Origin of the sequence: Methylobacterium sp. Leaf361, assembly GCF_001424445.1 — a bacterium.
Lineage (GTDB): Bacteria > Pseudomonadota > Alphaproteobacteria > Rhizobiales > Beijerinckiaceae > Methylobacterium.
Window position 1 is genome coordinate 161,313 of the sequence record NZ_LMPY01000078.1, and the last position, 16,976, is coordinate 178,288.

The window sequence follows — 16,976 nt, forward strand, 5'->3', positions numbered from 1 at the left end:
CGAACCCGAACACCGTCAGAGCGCCCGCACCCGCTGCACCAGCTCGCCGACGAGGCCGCGCGCCGTCCGGCCCTCGGCGGCCGCCCGCCAAGTCAGGCCGATCCGGTGGGAGAGGGCGTCGCGGGCCAGCTCCGCGACGTCCTCGGGCGTGACGTGGTCGCGCCCCCGCAGCCAGGCCCGGGCCTTGCCGGCCATCATCAGCGCCAGGGTGCCGCGCGGGGAGGCCGGGTGCTCGATCATGGCGCGCAGGTCCGGGGCGGCCGCGTCGGTGCGGGTCGCCGCCACCAGCCGGACGAGGTAGTCCTTGAGGGCCGGCGACACGTAGGTGGCGAGCGCCGCCTCCCGAGCGGCGCGCACGTCCGCCAGCGACAGCCGGACGGTCATCGCGTCGACGTGGTGGGTGATCTCGCCCTCCACGAGGTCGAGGATCGCCCGCTCGGTGGTCTCGTCGGGCATGTCGACCACGACGTGGAGGAGGAAGCGGTCGAGCTGCGCCTCCGGCAGCGGGAAGGTGCCGGCATGCTCGATCGGGTTCTGGGTCGCCACGACCATGAACGGGTCGGACAGGCGGTGGGTCGTCCCCGAGACCGTCACCTGCCCCTCGGCCATGGATTCGAGCAGCGCCGACTGCACCTTCGGAGGGGCGCGGTTGACCTCGTCCACCAGCACGAGGGCGTGGAACAGGGGGCCGGGCAGGAACTCGAACGTTCCGCTGTCCTGGCGCCAGACGGTGGTGCCGGTGAGGTCGGCCGGCATCAGGTCCGGGGTGCACTGGATGCGCGCGAAGGAGCCGTCGAGGCCGTCGGCGAGGCGCTTGACCGCGCGGGTCTTGGCGAGCCCCGGCGCGCCCTCGATCAGCAGGTGCCCGCCGGTGAGGAGCCCGATCAGCAGGCGCTCCACGAGGCCGGCGCTGCCGATCAGGCCGCGCTCGAGCCCCTCGCGCAGCGCCATGACGCGGCCGTGCAGGGCGGCGTCGGGCGTGCTGCTGGGCCCGGTGTCGGGCGCGGTGTCGGGCCTGCGTTCGGCGAGGGCGCCGCTCGTGGCGCCGCTCATGCGGAGAACGATCCGGTGCGGAGCGGATCCGCCCGTCGGGCCATGTCCCGGGCCTTGTCCTGGGCCGTGTGCTGCATCCTGCACGTCTCCTCGGCCGGGTCCCGGATTCTTAAGGGATCCTCAGGCTCTTGCCGGTGTGCCCGCTGCCCGGTGCGGCCGTCAATCCCGCTTCGGACACGCTTTCCGGTCCCGGCCGGGCCATGGTGTCACGGTTCCGTCACCTCTCCGCTCCCATGAGACGCCGGATGACCAGCTACGCCGCCCTCCCCGAAGAACTGAAATCCGCGATCGGCCTGCTCGTGGCCTTCGTGCTGGGCACGATCATCGGGGCCGAGCGGCAGTACCGGCAGCGCACCGCGGGCCTGCGCACGGCGGTGCTGGTCGCGGTCGGGGCGAGCGCCTTCGTGGATCTCGGCATGCGTCTGACCGGTCCGGACGGGGGCGTCCGGACCGTGGCCTACGTGATCTCCGGCATCGGCTTCCTCGGCGCCGGCGTGATCATGAAGGAGGGGATGAACGTCCGCGGCCTCAACACGGCCGCGACCCTGTGGTGCTCGGCCGCGGTCGGGGCCTTCTGCGGCGCCGACCTGCCCCTGGAGGCGGTGTTCGTGATGGTGACGGTGCTCGCCTGCAACACCGCGCTCCGGCCGCTGGTGAACGCCATCAACCGCGCGCCGATCCGCGAATCCGCCACCGAGGCGACCTACGAGGTCCAGGTCACCACGGCGCCCGGCGAGGCCGGGCCGGCGCAGGACCTGCTGGTGGAGCGCCTGGAGGCGGCGAACTACCCGGTCGGCAGCGTCGAGATCGAGGAGCGCGGCGAGAGCGCGGTCGACGTGGTGGCGACGCTCACGGCCAGCGCCGTCAAGGCGGAGGAACTCGACGCCGTGACCAACGAGCTGGCCCGCATGCCCGGCATCCGCCACGCCACGTGGTCGGTGCAGACCGCCGACTGAGCGCGGCGCGCGGGCGGGGCGGCGATCCCGAGGGCCGCCCTCCGGCGGGTGACCCGGGCCGTCAGCGACGCGGGTCGAGGGGCCGGCTGCGGCGCTCGATCACCACGGTCGGGCGCGTGCGGCGCTCCACCACCACGGTGCGCGGGGCCCGGCTCGGGCTCGCCTGGGTCAGGATCCGCTCGGGGGTGCGCTCCGGCTTGGCCTTCTTGGCCGCCAGGACGTGGGGGCGGACCTCGTCGGCCGGCAGGCCCATCAGGCCGGCGGCGATCTCGACCTGCTGCTCCACGTCGTCCGCGAGGTCCTGCGCGGCGGCGACCGCCTCGCTCACGGTGGGCGGCTCGCGGCGGACGCGGATCGGTGGCAGGTCGGCGAAGCTCTTCTGCGTCTTCTTCACGGGGCGACTCGCAGTCTTCATGCACCAGACATAGCGCCTTCCGGACAGGTTGTGCAGTGCATCAAAAACGTGTGATGGGCGCCTCCCGCACATGTCTCGCCGGCGGATAGCGCGGGGGAGACGCGGAGCAGACGCGCAGTGGCGCGGCTGTGAGGCCGGCTGCCGCGCGCTTGGGCAGGCTCGGGCCGCTTCGGGCATCCGGTGTCCGATCTGCCGGAGTTTCGGGCGTCCCGCGGGCCAGTGCTTTCTGCCCAACTTCGGAAACGCGCCCCGATGCGTCATAGTGGCGCAGTCCGGCGAGCCCGCGCTTACCTGCGCTTCAGCCCGGCGTGGTAGGGTCCGCGGATGACCGAGAGCCTCGATCCCCGGCTGACCCCGGCCCGGCCGCACGTCGCCGATCTCCGCCTGCGGGACCGCGTCGCGGCGGCGCGCTACGTTGCCGGCACGCCGCGGCGGGTGACATCGCCGTCGGCGCCGCTGCGCCGCGCGCCCGCCGCCGACGCGGCGCTCGACACCGAGGCGCTGCTGGGCGACGCGGTCGACCTCTACGACACGGCGGACGGCTTCGCCTTCGTGCAGCTCGCCCGCGACGGCTACGTCGGCTACCTGCCGGCCGAAAGCCTCGGTCCGGCCGATCCGGAGCCGACGCACCGCGTCACCGCCCTGCGCACCTTCCTGTATCCCGAGCCGGACCTGAAGCGGCCGGTCCTCGGCCATCTCAGCCTCGGCGCACGCCTCGCCGCGACGGGGGAGGCGGGCGCCTACCTGGAGACGCCGGGCGGCTACGTGTTCGCCCGCCACTGCGCGCCCGTCGACGCGCGCGAGCCGGACTACGCCGCGACGGCCGCGCGGCTCGCCGGGACCCCCTATCTCTGGGGCGGCCGCACCAGCCTCGGGCTCGACTGCTCCGGCCTCGTGCAGCTCTGCCTCGACGCGGCGGGGCTGCCCTGCCCGCGCGACGCCGACATGCAGGAGCGGGCCCTCGGGCAGGCGCTGACGTTCGACCCCGCGCGCCCGGAGGTCGCGGGCCTGCGCCGGGGCGACTTCGTCTTCTGGCGCGGCCATGTCGGGCTGATGGTCGATCCCGAGACGCTGATCCACGCCAACGGCCACCACATGGCGGTCGCCGCGGAGCCGCTCGCCGGGGCGGTCGCCCGCATCGCGGCGCACAGCTTCGGCGCCGTGACGGGGATCCGGCGGCTCTGAGGGAGCCGGCGCGGGTCCCATTCCCGCGGCAATCGTGCTACAGAGGGGCCACGGAGCGGGTCCGCTTCCCTCTTCCCGCCCGGTTCCTGGGCCAGTCCTGTTGACAGGACAGCCCCGCCCTCGCCACATCCCCCGCATGACCGCCGATATCGCGACCCCCGAGCCCGTCCCGGGCACCGCCGGCAAGCCGCCGCTGGAGATCCTGCTCTGCGCCCCGCGCGGCTTCTGCGCCGGCGTGGTGCGGGCCATCGACGTCGTGGAGCGGGCGCTCGCCATCTACGGGCCGCCCGTCTACGTCCGCCACGAGATCGTGCACAACAAGTACGTCGTGGAGAGCCTGAAGCGGAAGGGCGCCGTTTTCGTCCGCGAGCTCGACGAGGTGCCGGACGGCGGCGCCCCGGTGATCTTCTCCGCCCACGGCGTGGCCAAGACCGTCCCGGCCAACGCTGATTCGCGCGGGCTGACGACGATCGACGCCACCTGCCCGCTGGTGACCAAGGTCCACCGCGAGGCCGAGATCCACCACAAGCGCGGCCGCCACGTCCTGCTGGTCGGCCATTCCGGCCATCCCGAGGTGGTGGGCACGATGGGCCAGCTGCCCAAGGGCTCGATCACCCTCGTGGAGGATCTCGAGCAGATCGCGGCCCTGACCCCGGACAATCCCGACAACCTCGCCTGGGTCACCCAGACGACCCTGTCGGTGGACGACACCCGGCACATCGTCGAGGCCCTGAAGAAGAAGTTCCCGAACATCACCGGGCCGCACAAGGACGACATCTGCTACGCCACCACCAACCGCCAGGAGGCGGTGAAGCAGGTGGCGCCGCTGGTCGACGCCCTGATCGTGGTCGGCTCGTCGAACTCGTCGAACTCGCAGCGCCTGCGCGAGGTCGCCGAGCGCGTCGGCTGCCCGATCACCCGCCTCGTGCTCCGCGCCGAGGAGATCGACTGGCCGGCCTTCGAGGGAATCCGCAAGCTCGGCCTCACCGCCGGCGCCTCGGCCCCCGAGGTCCTGGTCGAGGAGATCATCGACGCCTTCGCGGCCCGCTACGACGTGATCGTCGACACGGTCTCGACGGTGATCGAGGACATGGTCTTCCCGCTGCCGCGGGAGCTGCGCAGCGAGGCCGCCGAGTAGGCGGTCCGGTCCGACAGCGCGGGTCCGACGCTTCAGGCTCGGGGCGCGGCAGGCTTTGTGCGGGGGCGCTTCGGCGCCCCTTGCCGTATCGAACTTCCGACATCAGAGCGCAGACACGTGGCCGTCTACACCGAGGTATCCGACGCGGCGCTCGCCGAGTTCCTGTCCGCCTACGCGATCGGCAGCCTGCTCTCCTTCAAGGGCATCGCGGAGGGCGTCGAGAACTCGAACTTCTTCCTGCACACGACCGAGGGCGCCTACATCCTGACGCTCTACGAGAAGCGCGTCCGGGAACAGGACCTGCCGTTCTTCATCGGGCTGATGGAGCACCTCTCGGCCCGCGGCCTCGCCTGTCCGCAGCCCGTGCGCGACCGGGCCGGCCAGGCCCTCGGCCAGCTCTGCGGCCGGCCCGCCGCCATCGTGAGCTTCCTGGAGGGCGTCTCGGTCAAGGCGCCGGGCGTCGAGCATTGCCGGGAACTCGGCCGGGCCCTCGCGGAGCTGCACGCCGCCGGCCGGGACTTCCCGATGGTGCGGGACAACAATCTCTCGGTGTCCGCGTGGCGCCCGCTCTTCGCGCAGGCCGAGGCCCAGGCCGATTCGGTCGAGCCCGGCCTCGCGGCGCGCACCTGGGAGGACCTCGCCGTCCTGGAGGCGCACTGGCCTCGCGACCTGCCGGGCGGCGTCATCCACGCGGACCTGTTCACCGACAACGTGTTCTTCATCGGCGACGCGCTGTCGGGCCTGATCGACTTCTACTTCGCCTGCACGGACGCCTTCGCGTACGACCTCGCGGTCTGCCTGAACGCGTGGTGCTTCGACCCCGACGGCACCTTCCACCGGGACATGGCCGCCGCGCTGATCGCCGGCTACGAGGCCGTGCGGCCCCTGGAGGCCGCCGAGGTCGCCGCCCTGCCGGTCCTGTGCCGGGGCGCCGCGCTCCGCTTCATGCTCACCCGGCTGGTCGACTGGCTGAACGTGCCCGCGGGCGCCCTGGTGAAGCCGAAGGATCCGCGGGAATTCGATCGCCGGCTCACCTACCACCGGCAGGCGCGGGACGCCCGGGATTACGGGCGGCCGCACTGAGGGGCCGGTGAGCGCCGACGGGACCGGGCGGCTTGGGGCGTGATCCCGATTCTTCGGCGGCACCCGCGAGGCGCTGTCGGGGGGCGAAGCCCACACCGTCAACAACCGCGCGGAGATCCCGGCGGTGGCGCTGAGCAGCGTTCGCGCGCCCCGGGTCGGACCGTTCAGTCGGTCTCGCCGTCCAGTCCCAGCCAGTGGCGCCCGTCGCGGGCGAGGAGCGCGTCGGCCTCCGCCGGGCCGGCGCTGCCCGCGGGATAGAACTTCACCTCCGCCTGCGGCCAGCCCTCGAGCAGCAGATCGACCGCCGCCCAGCCGGCCTCGATGTTGTCGGCGCGCTGGAACAGCGTCGCGTCGCCGGTCATGCAATCGTAGAGAAGCGTCTCGTAGCCGACATTCGGCCGGTCGGCGAAGAAGTCCTTGTAGCGGAAGCCGGAGCGCACCCGGCCGATCTTCATCTGCGGTCCCGGCACCTTGACGTTGAACTCGGTGCTGACCCCGTGATCGGGATCGATCTGGATCCGCATCACGGTGGGCGCGAGGTCGGCCGTGGGGGTGTCCTCGAACATCTTGAACGGCGCCGGCTTGAACAGCACCGCGATCTCGGTGCGCCGCCCGGTCATGCGCTTGCCGGTGCGGACGTAGAACGGCACGCCGGCCCAGCGCCAGTTCTCGATGTTGAGCTTCAGGGCGATGTAGGTCTCGGTGACCGAGTCCTTCGCCACGTGCGGCTCGTCCCGGTAGGCGGGCACGTCGCGCCCCTCCGAGGTGCCGGCCGTGTACTGGCCGCGCACCGCGTCCTCAGGCGGGATCGGCTTCACGGCCTCGGCGAGCTTGGCCTTCTCGGTGCGCACGGCCTCCGCGTCGAAGGAGTTCGGCGGCTCCATGGCGACCATGCAGAGCAGCTGGAACATGTGGTTCGGCACCATGTCGCGCAGCGCCCCGGTCGGCTCGTAGAAGCCGCCCCGCTCCTCGACGCCCACGGTCTCGGCCGCCGTGATCTGGATGCTGTCGATGTATTCCCGCCGCCAGACCGGCTCCAGCAGGCCGTTGGCGAAGCGGAACGCCATGATCGACTGCACGGTCTCCTTACCCAGGAAGTGGTCGATCCGGTAGAACTGGCTCTCGTCGCCCTGGCGGAGGATGCGGGCGTTCAGCTCTCGGGCCGAGGCGAGATCGGAGCCGAACGGCTTCTCGATGACCACGCGGCGGAAGGTGTCGCCCTCCTGCTTGAGCAGGCCGGCCTGGCCGAGCCCGTCCACGATCGTCCCGAAGAAGCGCGCCGCCACCGCGCAGTAGAACACCGCGCTGCCGGTGACCCGCTGCTTCACGGCCGCGTAGGTCTCGGGCTTCTCGAAATCGCCCTTGAGGTAGTGGAGCCGATCCCGGATGAAGCCCCAGCTCTTCGGGTCGATGTGGTCGGCGTGGAACTCCGAGGTCGGGTCCTTGCTGAACGCCTCCAGGGTCTGGGTGAGATTCTCGCGGAGCGATTCGTCCGTCCCGTCATTGTGATCGATGCCGAGGATCGAGAAGCCCTCGGACAGCAGGCCGGCGCCGGCGAGGTTGTAGAGCGAGGGCATCAGCAGGCGCTTGGTGAGGTCGCCGCCGGCCCCGAAGATCACCAGCGTGCAGGGCGGCGCCGGCTGCGTGCCGCAGGCTGCCGTGTCCTTGAGGGCTGTCGTCGGCTCGGCCATCCCTGACTCCCGTGTGGCTGCACTGCACCAAACCGGCCTGACAACCCGCCGCGGCGAGGCCCGTTCCGGTGCCCCTTGGGCTATGCTGCGCCGAGGCTAGGATCAAGGAACCCCGCATGCATACCCATTCCCTCGAGCCCTGGGCCCACAGCCACGTCTTCCTGGGCGACCGGCACGATCGGCACGCCCGCCGGACCTGGGCGGTGGTCGCGCTCACGGCCGTCACGATGGTGGCGGAGGTCGCCGGCGGCACGTGGCTCGGCTCGATGGCGCTGGTCGCCGACGGCTGGCACATGTCGACCCACGCGGCGGCCCTGGGCATCGCGGCGCTCGCCTACCACTTCGCCCGCCGCCACGCGGACGATCCCCGCTTCAGCTTCGGCACCGGCAAGTTCGGCGACCTCGCGGCCTTCGCCAGCGCGCTGCTGCTCGGCCTGATCGCCCTGCTGATCGGCGCCGAGAGCCTCGACCGGCTGCTGCACCCGGTGGCGATCGGCTTCGGTCAGGCGATCCCGATCGCGGTCCTGGGGCTCGCCGTGAACCTCGCGAGCGTCTGGCTGCTGCACGACGGCCACGACGGCCACGGCCACGAGGATCACGGCCACGCGCACGGCGGCCATCATCACGGCGGCCACGCGCACGGCGGCCACGGCGGCCACGACACGAACTTCCGGGCCGCCTACGTCCACGTCCTGGCCGACACGCTGACGTCGGTCCTGGCCATCGTGGCGCTGCTCGGCGGGCGCTATCTTGGCCTCGCTTGGCTCGACCCGGCCATGGGCCTCGTCGGCACCGCCGTGATCCTGGCGTGGTCGTGGAGCCTGCTGCGGACGGCCGCCCTCGTGCTCCTCGACGCGCGGCCCTCGCCGGCGGCCACCCGGGAGATCCGGGAGCGCCTGGAGATCGGCGGCGACCGGGTCAGCGACCTGCATCTCTGGCAGATCGGGCCGGGCCACCGGGCCGCCGTGATCGCCCTCGTCAGCGACGATCCGCAGCCGCCCGCCCACTACAAGGCGCGCCTCGCCGGGGTGAAGGGCCTGAGCCACGTCACCGTCGAGGTCCAGCCCTGCGGGAGGCACGCCGCGGCGGCCTGAAGGTCCCGCGCGGGCGCTCGGCCCGGCGGCCGCTACTCGTCGGGGCGGACCGCCTAGCCGCCCCGGTCGATCGGAAGGCTCGGGCCCTTCAGCTCGGAATCGCTCGGCAGGGCGCGCACGTCCCAGCCGCCGCCGAGCGCCCGGATCAGCGTGACCGCCGCGGTGAAGCGGTTCAGTCGCACCTGAAGGGCGTTGACCTCGTTGTTCACGAGCAGGTTCTGCGCGGTCACCACCGTGGTGAAGTTCTGGGTGCCGGCCCGGTACTCGTTGAGGGTGATCTCCACGGCCCTGCGCGACAGGTCCACGGCGGTGTCCTGCGCCCCCTGCTGCTGGCCGAGGATGCGCAAAGCCGCCATCTGGTTCTCGACCTCCGCGAAGGCGGCCAGCACCACCTGCCGGTAATTGGCCACCGCCGCGTCGTAGCCGGCCTCGGCCGAGCGCAGCGCCGCGGTGCGGGCGCCGCCGTCGAACAGCACCTCGCTGCCGGAGGCCGCCACCGACCAGACCTGGTTGGCCGCCGAGAGCAGGCCGTTGCGGGTCGCCCCCGAGATGCCGCCCTGGGCCGAGATCGTCACGGTCGGGAAGAAGGCCGCCACCGCCACGCCGATGCGCTCGCTCTGCGCCTGGACGAGGCGCTCGGCCTGGGCCACGTCGGGCCGCCGCTCCAGCAGGTCGCCGGGGATGCCCACCGGCACGCCCGGCGGGCTGCGGGGGATGCCGGATACCGGGATCGACACCTCGGAGGGGGGCCGCCCGATCAGGGTGGCGATGGCGTTGACGAACTGCACCCGGGTCAGGCGCACCGCGATGGCCTGGGCCTGGATGGTCTGGACCTGGGTCTGCGCGGTGATCACGTCGGAGCGCGCCGCGACGCCGGCGGCGTACTGGTTCTCGGTGATCGCCAGGGTCCTCTTGAAGTTCTCGACGTTCTCGTCGAGCACCTTCTGGAGGGAATCGGCGTAGCGCACGGTCAGGTAGTCGGCCGCGATCTCCGCCTGGATGCTCAGGCGGGTGAGCGCGATCGTGGCGGCGTCGGACTGCGCCAGGGCCGCCTCGCTCTCGATGGTGCGGCGCGTGCCGCCGAACAGGTCGAGCTCCCAACTCGCCTGGCCCAGCAGCGCCACGTTGGTGCGCGTGGCGGTGCCGCTGCCGGTCCGGGTGATGCTCGGCGCGCCGATCACCGTCGGGTACAGGGCTGCCTGCGCGGAGGCGACCAGCGCCCGGGCTTGCCGGTAATTCGCCACCGCCTGCCGGAGGGACTGGTTGTCGACGTCGACGAGGCGGATCAGCCGGTCGAGGGTCGGGTCCTTGAACACCCGCCACCAGTCGCCGCGCTCGACCGCGTCGCTGGGCCGGGCCTCGCGCCAGCCCTTCTTCCGCGCCGCGACGTAGGCCGGGCTGTCCTCCCGGACACCGCCCTGCTTGTAGGCCAGCGGCGTCTCCACGGAGGGCCGGGTGTAGTCCGGGCCGACCACGCAGCCGGCGAGGAGCGGGGCGGCGAGGAGGAGGGATGCGAGGGTGCGGAGCCGTTGGTGGGTAAAAAGCGCACCGCCCACCCTGAACCTCATCCTGAGGTGCCGGAGCGTAGCGGAGGCCTCGAAGGAGCCCTCCAGGAATCGCGCGCCTGGCTGGAGCCCTCCTTCGAGGATGCTGCGCAGTACCTCAGGATGAGGAGGTGGGTTGGAGGAACCCCCGCGCGCGATCGCGGCCGCCGCTGTTTCACGTGAAACCTTAACCATCACTCTCCGGCCGGCAGCGCCGCTTCTCCGCTCCGCCCGCCGCGCCTGCGCCGGTTGAGCACCCTGTGCCGGAGGCGATCGAGGGTGAGGTAGACGACGGGGGTGGTGTAGAGGGTCAGGATCTGGCTCACAATCAGCCCGCCGACGATGGCGATGCCCAGCGGGCGGCGCAGCTCCGCGCCCTCGCCGTTGGCCAGGATCAGCGGCACGGCGCCGAGCATGGCGGCCAGCGTCGTCATCATGATCGGCCGGAAGCGCAGGAGACAGGCCTCGCGGATCGCGTCCACGGGATTTGCGGCCCGGGTCCGCTCCGCGTCGATCGCCACGTCGATCATCATGATCGCGTTCTTCTTCACGATGCCGATGAGCAGGAACACCGCGATCAGCGCGATGATGGTGAAGTCGGTGCCCGTCACCAGCAGGGCCAGCACCGCGCCGACGCCGGCCGAGGGCAGGGTCGAGAGGATCGTCAGCGGGTGCACGAAGCTCTCGTAGAGGATTCCCAGCACCGCGTAGACCGCCAGGATCGCCGCCAGGATCAGCAGCGGCTGGCGCGACGCGGAGGCGACGTAGTTCTTGGCCGCGCCGGCATACTCGCCGTGGATCGTGGCGGGCAGCTGCAGGGAGGCCATGGCCCGGTCGATGGCGTCGGTGGCGTCCGACAGGCTCTTGCCCGGGGCGAGGTTGAACGAGATCGTGGTCGCCACGAACAGGCCCTGGTGGCTCACCTGCACGGGGGCGCTGCCGGGCTCGATCCGCGCGAAGGCCGAGAGCGGCACCATCGTCTCCTTGGCGGCCGAGACCGGCGCGCTCGACGAGGCGCCGCCCTTGCTCGCCGCAATGGCGTTGGCGGAGGCGTTGCGGGCCGAGTCGGACGCGATGGCGGCGGCGTTCGAGGCGGTGTCGGCCGTGCTGGCGGAGGCGGCGGCCGCCGCCGCCGCGACGGCGCCCGCGGTGCCCGAGCCGCCGACGGCGCCGGAGCCCGTGGCGACGCCGGTCGCGGCGCTCGCCGACGACCCGCTGCCCGGGCTGCTGGTGCCGGTCGCCGCGTTGGTGTTGACGGTCCCGCCCGCCGCCACCGTGCCAGCGACCGCGTTGGTGGTGGCCGAGCCCGGCGCGTTGCCGCCCGAGGTCGAGACGTAGATCTGCTTGAGCGTCTCCGGCGTTTCCAGGTAGCGCGGCGCGATCTCCATCACGACGTGGTACTGGTTCAGCGGGTTGTAGATCGTCGAGACCTGGCGCTGGCCGAAGGCGTCGTAGAGGGTGTTGTCGATCTTGTTCGGCGTGATGCCGTAGCGGAACGCGGTCGCCCGGTCGATCACGACCCGGCTCTCCAGCCCGCCCTCCTGCTGGTCCGAGGTCACGTCCGCGAAGGTCGGGTCCTTCTGCAGGGCCGCCACCAGCTTCGGGGCGGCAGCGAACAGCTCCTCGGCCGTGTCGCCCTGGAGGGTGTACTGGTACTGGGCGAAGCTCTGGCGGCCGCCCATCTGCAGGTCCTGGCGGGGGAAGACGTAGAGGCGCGCGCCCGCGACCTGCGCGAGCTTCGGCCGCAGCCGCGCCATCACGGCCGAGATCGGCGCCCGCTCGTTGAGCGGCTTCAGGCCGACGAAGACGTTGGCCGAGTTGGTGCCGCGGCCACCCGTGAAGCCGACGACGCTCTCGACCGCCGGATCCGCCCCGACGATCGCGGTCGCCTGCGTGAGCTTCTTCTCCATCGACTGGAACGAGATGCGCTGGTCGGCCTGGATGCCGCCCATCATTTGCCCGGTATCCTGCTCGGGGAAGAAGCCCTTCGGGACGATGATGTAGAGGTAGACGTTGAGCCCGACCGTGGCGAGCAGGCTAAGCAGGACGAGGCGCGGATGGGCGAGCGCCACCTCCAGCGTCCGCGCGTAGGCCCCGAGCAGCCGGGCGAAGCCGCCCTCCAAAATCCGGATCAGCAGGTTCGGCCGGCGGCCGGCCGGCGGTTCGCCATTGGGACCATGCCCCTCGGCCCGGAGCAGCCGGGCACACATCATCGGCGTGGTCGTGAGCGAGAGCACCAAGGAAATCAGGATCGACAGCGACAGCGTCACCGAAAATTCCTGGAAGATGCGGCCGACGAGGCCGCCCATCAGCAGGATCGGCAGGAACACCGCGATGAGTGACAGGCTCATCGAGATCACCGTGAACCCGACCTCCCGCGCGCCGATCAGCGCCGCCTGGAGCCGGGGCTTGCCCTCCTCGATGTGCCGCTGGACGTTCTCCAGCACCACGATGGCGTCGTCGACCACGAAGCCGGTGCCGATGATCAGCGCGGTCAGCGACAGGATGTTGAGCGAGTAGCCGAGCAGATACATCGCCGAGAAGGTGCCGACGATCGAGATCGGCACGGCGACCGCCGGGATCAGCGTGGCCCGCCAGGAGCGCAGGAAGCCGTACACCACCAGGATGACGAGGCCGACCGCCACCAGCAGCGTCTCCTCGGTGGCCGCGAGGGAGGCGCGGATCGTGGCGCTGCGATCGCCGGTGAGCTTGATGTCGATGCCGCCGGGCAGGGAGGCGGTGATCTGCGGCAGCGCCTCCTTCACGGCGTTGATGGTCTCGACCACGTTGGCGCCGGGCTGCTTGTAGACGAACAGCAGCACGCCCGGCTTGCCGTTGACGATGCCGAGGTTGCGCTTGTCCTCGACCCCGTCGAGCACCTGCCCGACATCGGTGAGCTTCACCGCGGCGCCGTTGCGGTAGGCCACGATGATGTCGCGGTAATCGGCGGCCTTGCGGCCTTGGTCGTTGGCGTAGAGCTGGTAGCGGCGGTCGCCCGCGTCGATCTCGCCCTTGGGCGAGTTCGCGTTCGCGGAGGCGAGCGCGGCCCGGATGCCCTCGAGGCCGATGCCGTAGTTGAACAGGGCCGTGGGATCGAGCTCGACCCGCACCGCCGGCAGGGACGAGCCGCCGATATCGACGTTGCCGACGCCCGGCAGCTGCGACAGCTTCTGCTGCACCACGGTGGCGGCGGAATCGTAGACCTGGCCGCGGGTCAGCGTCTCCGAGGTCATGCCGAGGATGATGATCGGCGTGTCGGCGGGGTTGAACTTCCGGTAGGTCGGGTTCTGCCGGAGCGAGGCGGGCAGGTCGGCGCGCGCCGCGTTGATGGCGGCCTGGACGTCGCGGGCCGCGCCGTCGATGTCGCGGTTGAGGCCGAACAGCAGCACGATCCGGGTCGAGCCAAGGGAGTTCGTGGACGTCATCTCGTTGACGTCCGCGATGGCGCCGAGCCGCCGCTCCAGGGGCGCCGCCACGGTGGTGGCCATGGTGTCGGGCGAGGCGCCAGCCATCTGGGCCTGGACGAGGATCACCGGGAAGTCGATCTGCGGCAGCGGCGCCACCGGCAGCTTCAGGAAGGCGAACAGCCCGGCGAGCAGCACGCCGATCGTGAGCAGCGTGGTCGCCACCGGCCGCCGGATGAACGGCTCGGAGATGTTCACGGCAGCGCCTCGCCGGGCGCGAGATCCGGCCCCCGCCGCCCCGAGATCCGCCGCTCCAGCCGGTCGAAGGCCAGGTAGATCACCGGCGTGGTGAACAGCGTCAGCACCTGGCTGACGATCAGGCCGCCCGCGATGCAGATGCCGAGCGGCTGGCGCAGCTCGGAGCCGACGCCGGTGCCGAGGATCAGCGGCACCGCGGCGAAGAGCGCCGCCAGCGTCGTCATCAGGATCGGCCGGAAGCGCAGCAGGCAGGCCTGGAAGATCGCCTCGCGGGGCTCGAGCCCGTCCTCGCGCTCCGCCTGGAGCGCGAAGTCGATCATCATGATGGCGTTCTTCTTCACGATGCCGATCAGCAGCACGATGCCGATCACCGCGATGATGTCGAGCGACAGGCCGAACAGCATCAGGCCGAGCAGCGCCCCGATCCCCGCCGACGGCAGGGTCGAGAGGATCGTGATCGGGTGGATGAAGCTCTCGTAGAGCACGCCCAGCACGATGTAGACGGTCACGATCGCCGCCAGGACCAGGAACAGCTCGTTGCCGAGCGCCGACTGGAAAGCGAAGACCGAGCCCTGCGGCACCACCCGGAACGAGGGCGGCAGGCCGATCTCGGCCTTGACCTTGTCGATCGCCTCGACCGCCTGCCCCAGCGCCGCGCCGGGGGCGAGGTTGAACGACACGGTGGTGGCCGGGAACTGGCCGAGATGGGAGATCAGCAGCGGCGCCCGCCGCTCGCTGATCCGCGCGACCGCCGAGAGCGGCACCTGCCCGTTGGTCGCCGTGGAGGAGGGCAGGTAGATCGCGTCGAGGCTGCGGAGCGTCGTGTGCAGCTTCGGGTCGGCCTCCAGGATCACCCGGTACTGGTTGGACTGGGTGAAGATCGTCGAGATGATCCGCTGGCCGAAGGCGTCGTAGAGGGCATTGTCGATGGTGGCCGGGGTGATGCCGTAGCGGCCGGCGGTGGGCCGGTCGATCGTCACGTAGGCGGCGAGCCCCTGGCCCTGGTGGTCGCTCGCCACGTCGGTGACCACGGGCGACTTCGCCAGCGCCTCGGTGAAGCGCGGCACCCAGGTCTCGAAATCGTCGATGTTCGGGCTCTCCAGGATCACTTGGTACTGGGTCGCCGAGACCGCGGTGTCGATCGTCAGGTCCTGGACCGGCTGCATGTAGAGCCGCATGCCGGGCTGGTTCGCGGTGGCCGCCGAGATCCGCCGGATGATCGCGCTCGCCGTCGCGGTGCGCGCGTCCCGGGGCTTCAGGTTGATCAGCATCCGGCCGGAATTGAGCGTGACGTTCTGGCCGTCGACCCCGATGAACGACGACAGGCTCGCCACGTCCGGGTCCTTGAGGACGATCTCGGCCATCCGCTGCTGGCGCTCGGCCATGGCGGCGTAGGAGACCGACTGGTCGGCCTGGGTGATGCCCTGGATCACGCCCGTGTCCTGCACGGGGAAGAAGCCCTTCGGGATCACCGCGAACAGGTAGATCGTGAGCCCGAGCGTGCCGAGCGCCACCAGCAGCGTCAGGCCCTGGTGGTTGAGGACGACCCGCAGGGAGCGGCCGTAGGACTCGATCGTGCCGTCGATGGCGCGCCGGCCCAGGCGGGAGAGGACGCCCTCCCGGCGGCGGTGGCCGGCTTCCGGGACGTGCTTCAGGAGCCGCGCGCACAGCATCGGCACCAGCGTCAGCGAGACCACCGCCGAGATGATGATCGTGGCCGCCAGCGTGATGGCGAATTCGTGGAACAGCCGCCCGACCACGTCGCCCATGAACAGGAGCGGGATCAGCACGGCGATCAGCGAGACGGTCAGCGAGATGATGGTGAAGCCGATCTCGCGGGAGCCCTTGAGCGCCGCCTCCAGGGGCGAGTCGCCGGCCTCCACGTGCCGGGCGATGTTCTCGATCACCACGATGGCGTCGTCGACCACGAAGCCGGTGGCGATGGTGAGCGCCATCAGCGACAGGTTGTCGAGGGAGAAGCCGTAGAGGTCCATGACCGACAGGGCGCCGACCAGCGACAGCGGCACCGACAGGCTCGGGATCAGGGTCGCCGACAGGCTGCGCAGGAACAGGAAGATCACCAGCACCACGAGCGCGATGGCGAGGCCGAGCTCGAACTGCACGTCCTCCACGGAGGCGCGGATCGTGGTGGTCCGGTCGGTGAGCGGCGCCACCGCGACGGCGGCCGGCAGGCTCGCCTGGAGCTGCGGCAGCAGCGACTTGATCTTGTCGACGGTCGCGATGACGTTGGCGCCGGGCTGGCGCTGGATGTTCAGGATCACCGCCGGCGTCGCGTCCGCCCAGGCGCCGAGCTTGGTGTTCTCCGGCCCCTCGACCACGTCGGCCACCTCCGAGAGCATCACCGGGGCGCCGTTGCGGTAGGCGATGATCGCCGCGTCGTAGGCCTTCGGGTCGCGGATCTGGTCGTTGGCGTTGATCGCGTAGGACTGCTTCGGCCCGTCGATCGTGCCCTTCGGCGTGTTGACGTTGAGGTTGGTGATGGTGGTGCGCAGGTCGTCGATGTTGAGCCCGTAGGCGGCGAGCGCCCGCGCGTTGAACCGCACCCGCACGGCCGGGCGCTGGCCGCCCGAGATGCTCACGAGGCCGACGCCCGCCACCTGGCTGATCTTCTGCGCGAGGCGCGACTCCGCCAGATCCCGAACCTGGGTGAGCGGCAGGGTCTTGGAGGTCAGCGCCAGCGTCAGGACCGGCGCGTCGGCCGGGTTGACCTTCGCGTAGATCGGCGGCGCCGGCAGGTCGGAGGGCAGGAGGTTGCCGGCGGCGTTGATCGCCGCCTGGACCTGCTGCTCGGCGATGTCCAGCGGCAGGTCCAGGCTGAACTGCAGGGTGATGACCGAGGCGCCCGCCGAGGATTGCGAGGTCATCTGGTTGAGGTTGGCGAGCTGGCCGAACTGCCGCTCCAGCGGCGCCGTCACCGAGGAGGTCATCACCTCGGGGCTGGCGCCGGGATAGAAGGTCTGGACCTGGATCGTCGGGTAATCGACCGCCGGCAGCGCCGAGACCGGCAGGTTCAGGTACGACACGCCGCCGACGATCAGGATCGCCAGCATCAGCAGCGTCGTGGCCACCGGCCGCAGGATGAACAGGCGGGACGGGTTCATGACGCGCTCCCGTTATCCCTTCCCCCGCGGAGG

The 16,976-nt window shown here is 71.4% G+C and carries 11 protein-coding genes; 5 read left to right on the plus strand and 6 right to left on the minus strand.

What is annotated here, in order from left to right; all coding sequences use genetic code 11:
• Positions 1 to 15: 15 nt before the first annotated feature.
• Positions 16 to 1,053 (minus strand): MoxR family ATPase, encoded by a 1,038-nt coding sequence (locus ASG32_RS30365; protein WP_056533656.1) that lies wholly within the window; start codon positions 1,051 to 1,053, stop codon positions 16 to 18.
• Between the two features lie 245 nt (positions 1,054 to 1,298).
• Here ASG32_RS30365 and ASG32_RS30370 point away from each other — a divergent pair, with 245 nt between their 5' ends.
• Complete coding sequence (locus ASG32_RS30370) at positions 1,299 to 2,009, plus strand: MgtC/SapB family protein (protein ID WP_056533658.1); 711 nt, start codon at positions 1,299 to 1,301, stop codon at positions 2,007 to 2,009.
• A gap of 61 nt (positions 2,010 to 2,070) precedes the next feature.
• Here the strand turns inward: ASG32_RS30370 and ASG32_RS30375 are convergent, their stop codons facing one another.
• Positions 2,071 to 2,403, minus strand: coding sequence for a hypothetical protein (locus tag ASG32_RS30375; protein WP_020094034.1), 333 nt, complete (start codon positions 2,401 to 2,403; stop codon positions 2,071 to 2,073).
• Between the two features lie 345 nt (positions 2,404 to 2,748).
• Here ASG32_RS30375 and ASG32_RS30380 point away from each other — a divergent pair, with 345 nt between their 5' ends.
• The 3 genes from ASG32_RS30380 (at position 2,749) to ASG32_RS30390 (ending at position 5,830) form a co-directional block, all read left to right on the plus strand.
• Positions 2,749 to 3,609 (plus strand): NlpC/P60 family protein, encoded by an 861-nt coding sequence (locus ASG32_RS30380; protein WP_056533659.1) that lies wholly within the window; start codon positions 2,749 to 2,751, stop codon positions 3,607 to 3,609.
• A gap of 136 nt (positions 3,610 to 3,745) precedes the next feature.
• Positions 3,746 to 4,747 (plus strand): 4-hydroxy-3-methylbut-2-enyl diphosphate reductase, encoded by a 1,002-nt coding sequence (gene ispH, locus ASG32_RS30385; protein WP_056533661.1) that lies wholly within the window; start codon positions 3,746 to 3,748, stop codon positions 4,745 to 4,747.
• Between the two features lie 117 nt (positions 4,748 to 4,864).
• Positions 4,865 to 5,830 (plus strand): homoserine kinase, encoded by a 966-nt coding sequence (locus tag ASG32_RS30390; RefSeq protein WP_056533663.1) that lies wholly within the window; start codon positions 4,865 to 4,867, stop codon positions 5,828 to 5,830.
• A gap of 164 nt (positions 5,831 to 5,994) precedes the next feature.
• Here the strand turns inward: ASG32_RS30390 and zwf are convergent, their stop codons facing one another.
• The gene (gene zwf / locus ASG32_RS30395) at positions 5,995 to 7,521 is read right to left on the minus strand and encodes a glucose-6-phosphate dehydrogenase (RefSeq protein WP_056533665.1); all 1,527 of its coding nucleotides are present in this window, start codon (positions 7,519 to 7,521) and stop codon (positions 5,995 to 5,997) included.
• Positions 7,522 to 7,637: 116 nt separating this feature from the next.
• Here zwf and dmeF point away from each other — a divergent pair, with 116 nt between their 5' ends.
• Complete coding sequence (gene dmeF / locus ASG32_RS30400; protein WP_056533667.1) at positions 7,638 to 8,615, plus strand: CDF family Co(II)/Ni(II) efflux transporter DmeF; 978 nt, start codon at positions 7,638 to 7,640, stop codon at positions 8,613 to 8,615.
• 53 nt (positions 8,616 to 8,668) lie between these two features.
• Here the strand turns inward: dmeF and ASG32_RS30405 are convergent, their stop codons facing one another.
• The 3 genes from ASG32_RS30405 to ASG32_RS30415 all read right to left on the minus strand — a co-directional run bounded on the left by ASG32_RS30405 (position 8,669) and on the right by ASG32_RS30415 (position 16,943).
• Positions 8,669 to 10,183: an efflux transporter outer membrane subunit gene (locus tag ASG32_RS30405; protein WP_082558117.1), complete on the minus strand. Its 1,515-nt coding sequence runs from the start codon at positions 10,181 to 10,183 to the stop codon at positions 8,669 to 8,671.
• 170 nt (positions 10,184 to 10,353) lie between these two features.
• Positions 10,354 to 13,821 carry an efflux RND transporter permease subunit gene (locus tag ASG32_RS30410; RefSeq protein ID WP_020094027.1) on the minus strand — a complete coding sequence of 1,156 codons (3,468 nt, stop codon included), beginning with the start codon at positions 13,819 to 13,821 and terminating at the stop codon, positions 10,354 to 10,356.
• Positions 13,818 to 16,943: an MdtB/MuxB family multidrug efflux RND transporter permease subunit gene (locus tag ASG32_RS30415; protein ID WP_056533669.1), complete on the minus strand. Its 3,126-nt coding sequence runs from the start codon at positions 16,941 to 16,943 to the stop codon at positions 13,818 to 13,820. Before ASG32_RS30415 ends, ASG32_RS30410 begins: the two co-directional genes overlap by 4 nt.
• Between the last annotated feature and the right edge of the window lie 33 nt (positions 16,944 to 16,976).

Coding starts and splice junctions, on each gene's coding strand:
- ASG32_RS30405 (WP_082558117.1), bottom strand. CDS start 10,183: ATGAGGTTCAGGGTGGGCGGTGCGCTTTTTACCCACCAACGGCTCCGC.
- ispH (WP_056533661.1), top strand. CDS start 3,746: ATGACCGCCGATATCGCGACCCCCGAGCCCGTCCCGGGCACCGCCGGC.
- zwf (WP_056533665.1), bottom strand. CDS start 7,521: ATGGCCGAGCCGACGACAGCCCTCAAGGACACGGCAGCCTGCGGCACG.
- ASG32_RS30380 (WP_056533659.1), top strand. CDS start 2,749: ATGACCGAGAGCCTCGATCCCCGGCTGACCCCGGCCCGGCCGCACGTC.
- ASG32_RS30415 (WP_056533669.1), bottom strand. CDS start 16,943: ATGAACCCGTCCCGCCTGTTCATCCTGCGGCCGGTGGCCACGACGCTG.
- ASG32_RS30370 (WP_056533658.1), top strand. CDS start 1,299: ATGACCAGCTACGCCGCCCTCCCCGAAGAACTGAAATCCGCGATCGGC.
- ASG32_RS30365 (WP_056533656.1), bottom strand. CDS start 1,053: ATGAGCGGCGCCACGAGCGGCGCCCTCGCCGAACGCAGGCCCGACACC.
- dmeF (WP_056533667.1), top strand. CDS start 7,638: ATGCATACCCATTCCCTCGAGCCCTGGGCCCACAGCCACGTCTTCCTG.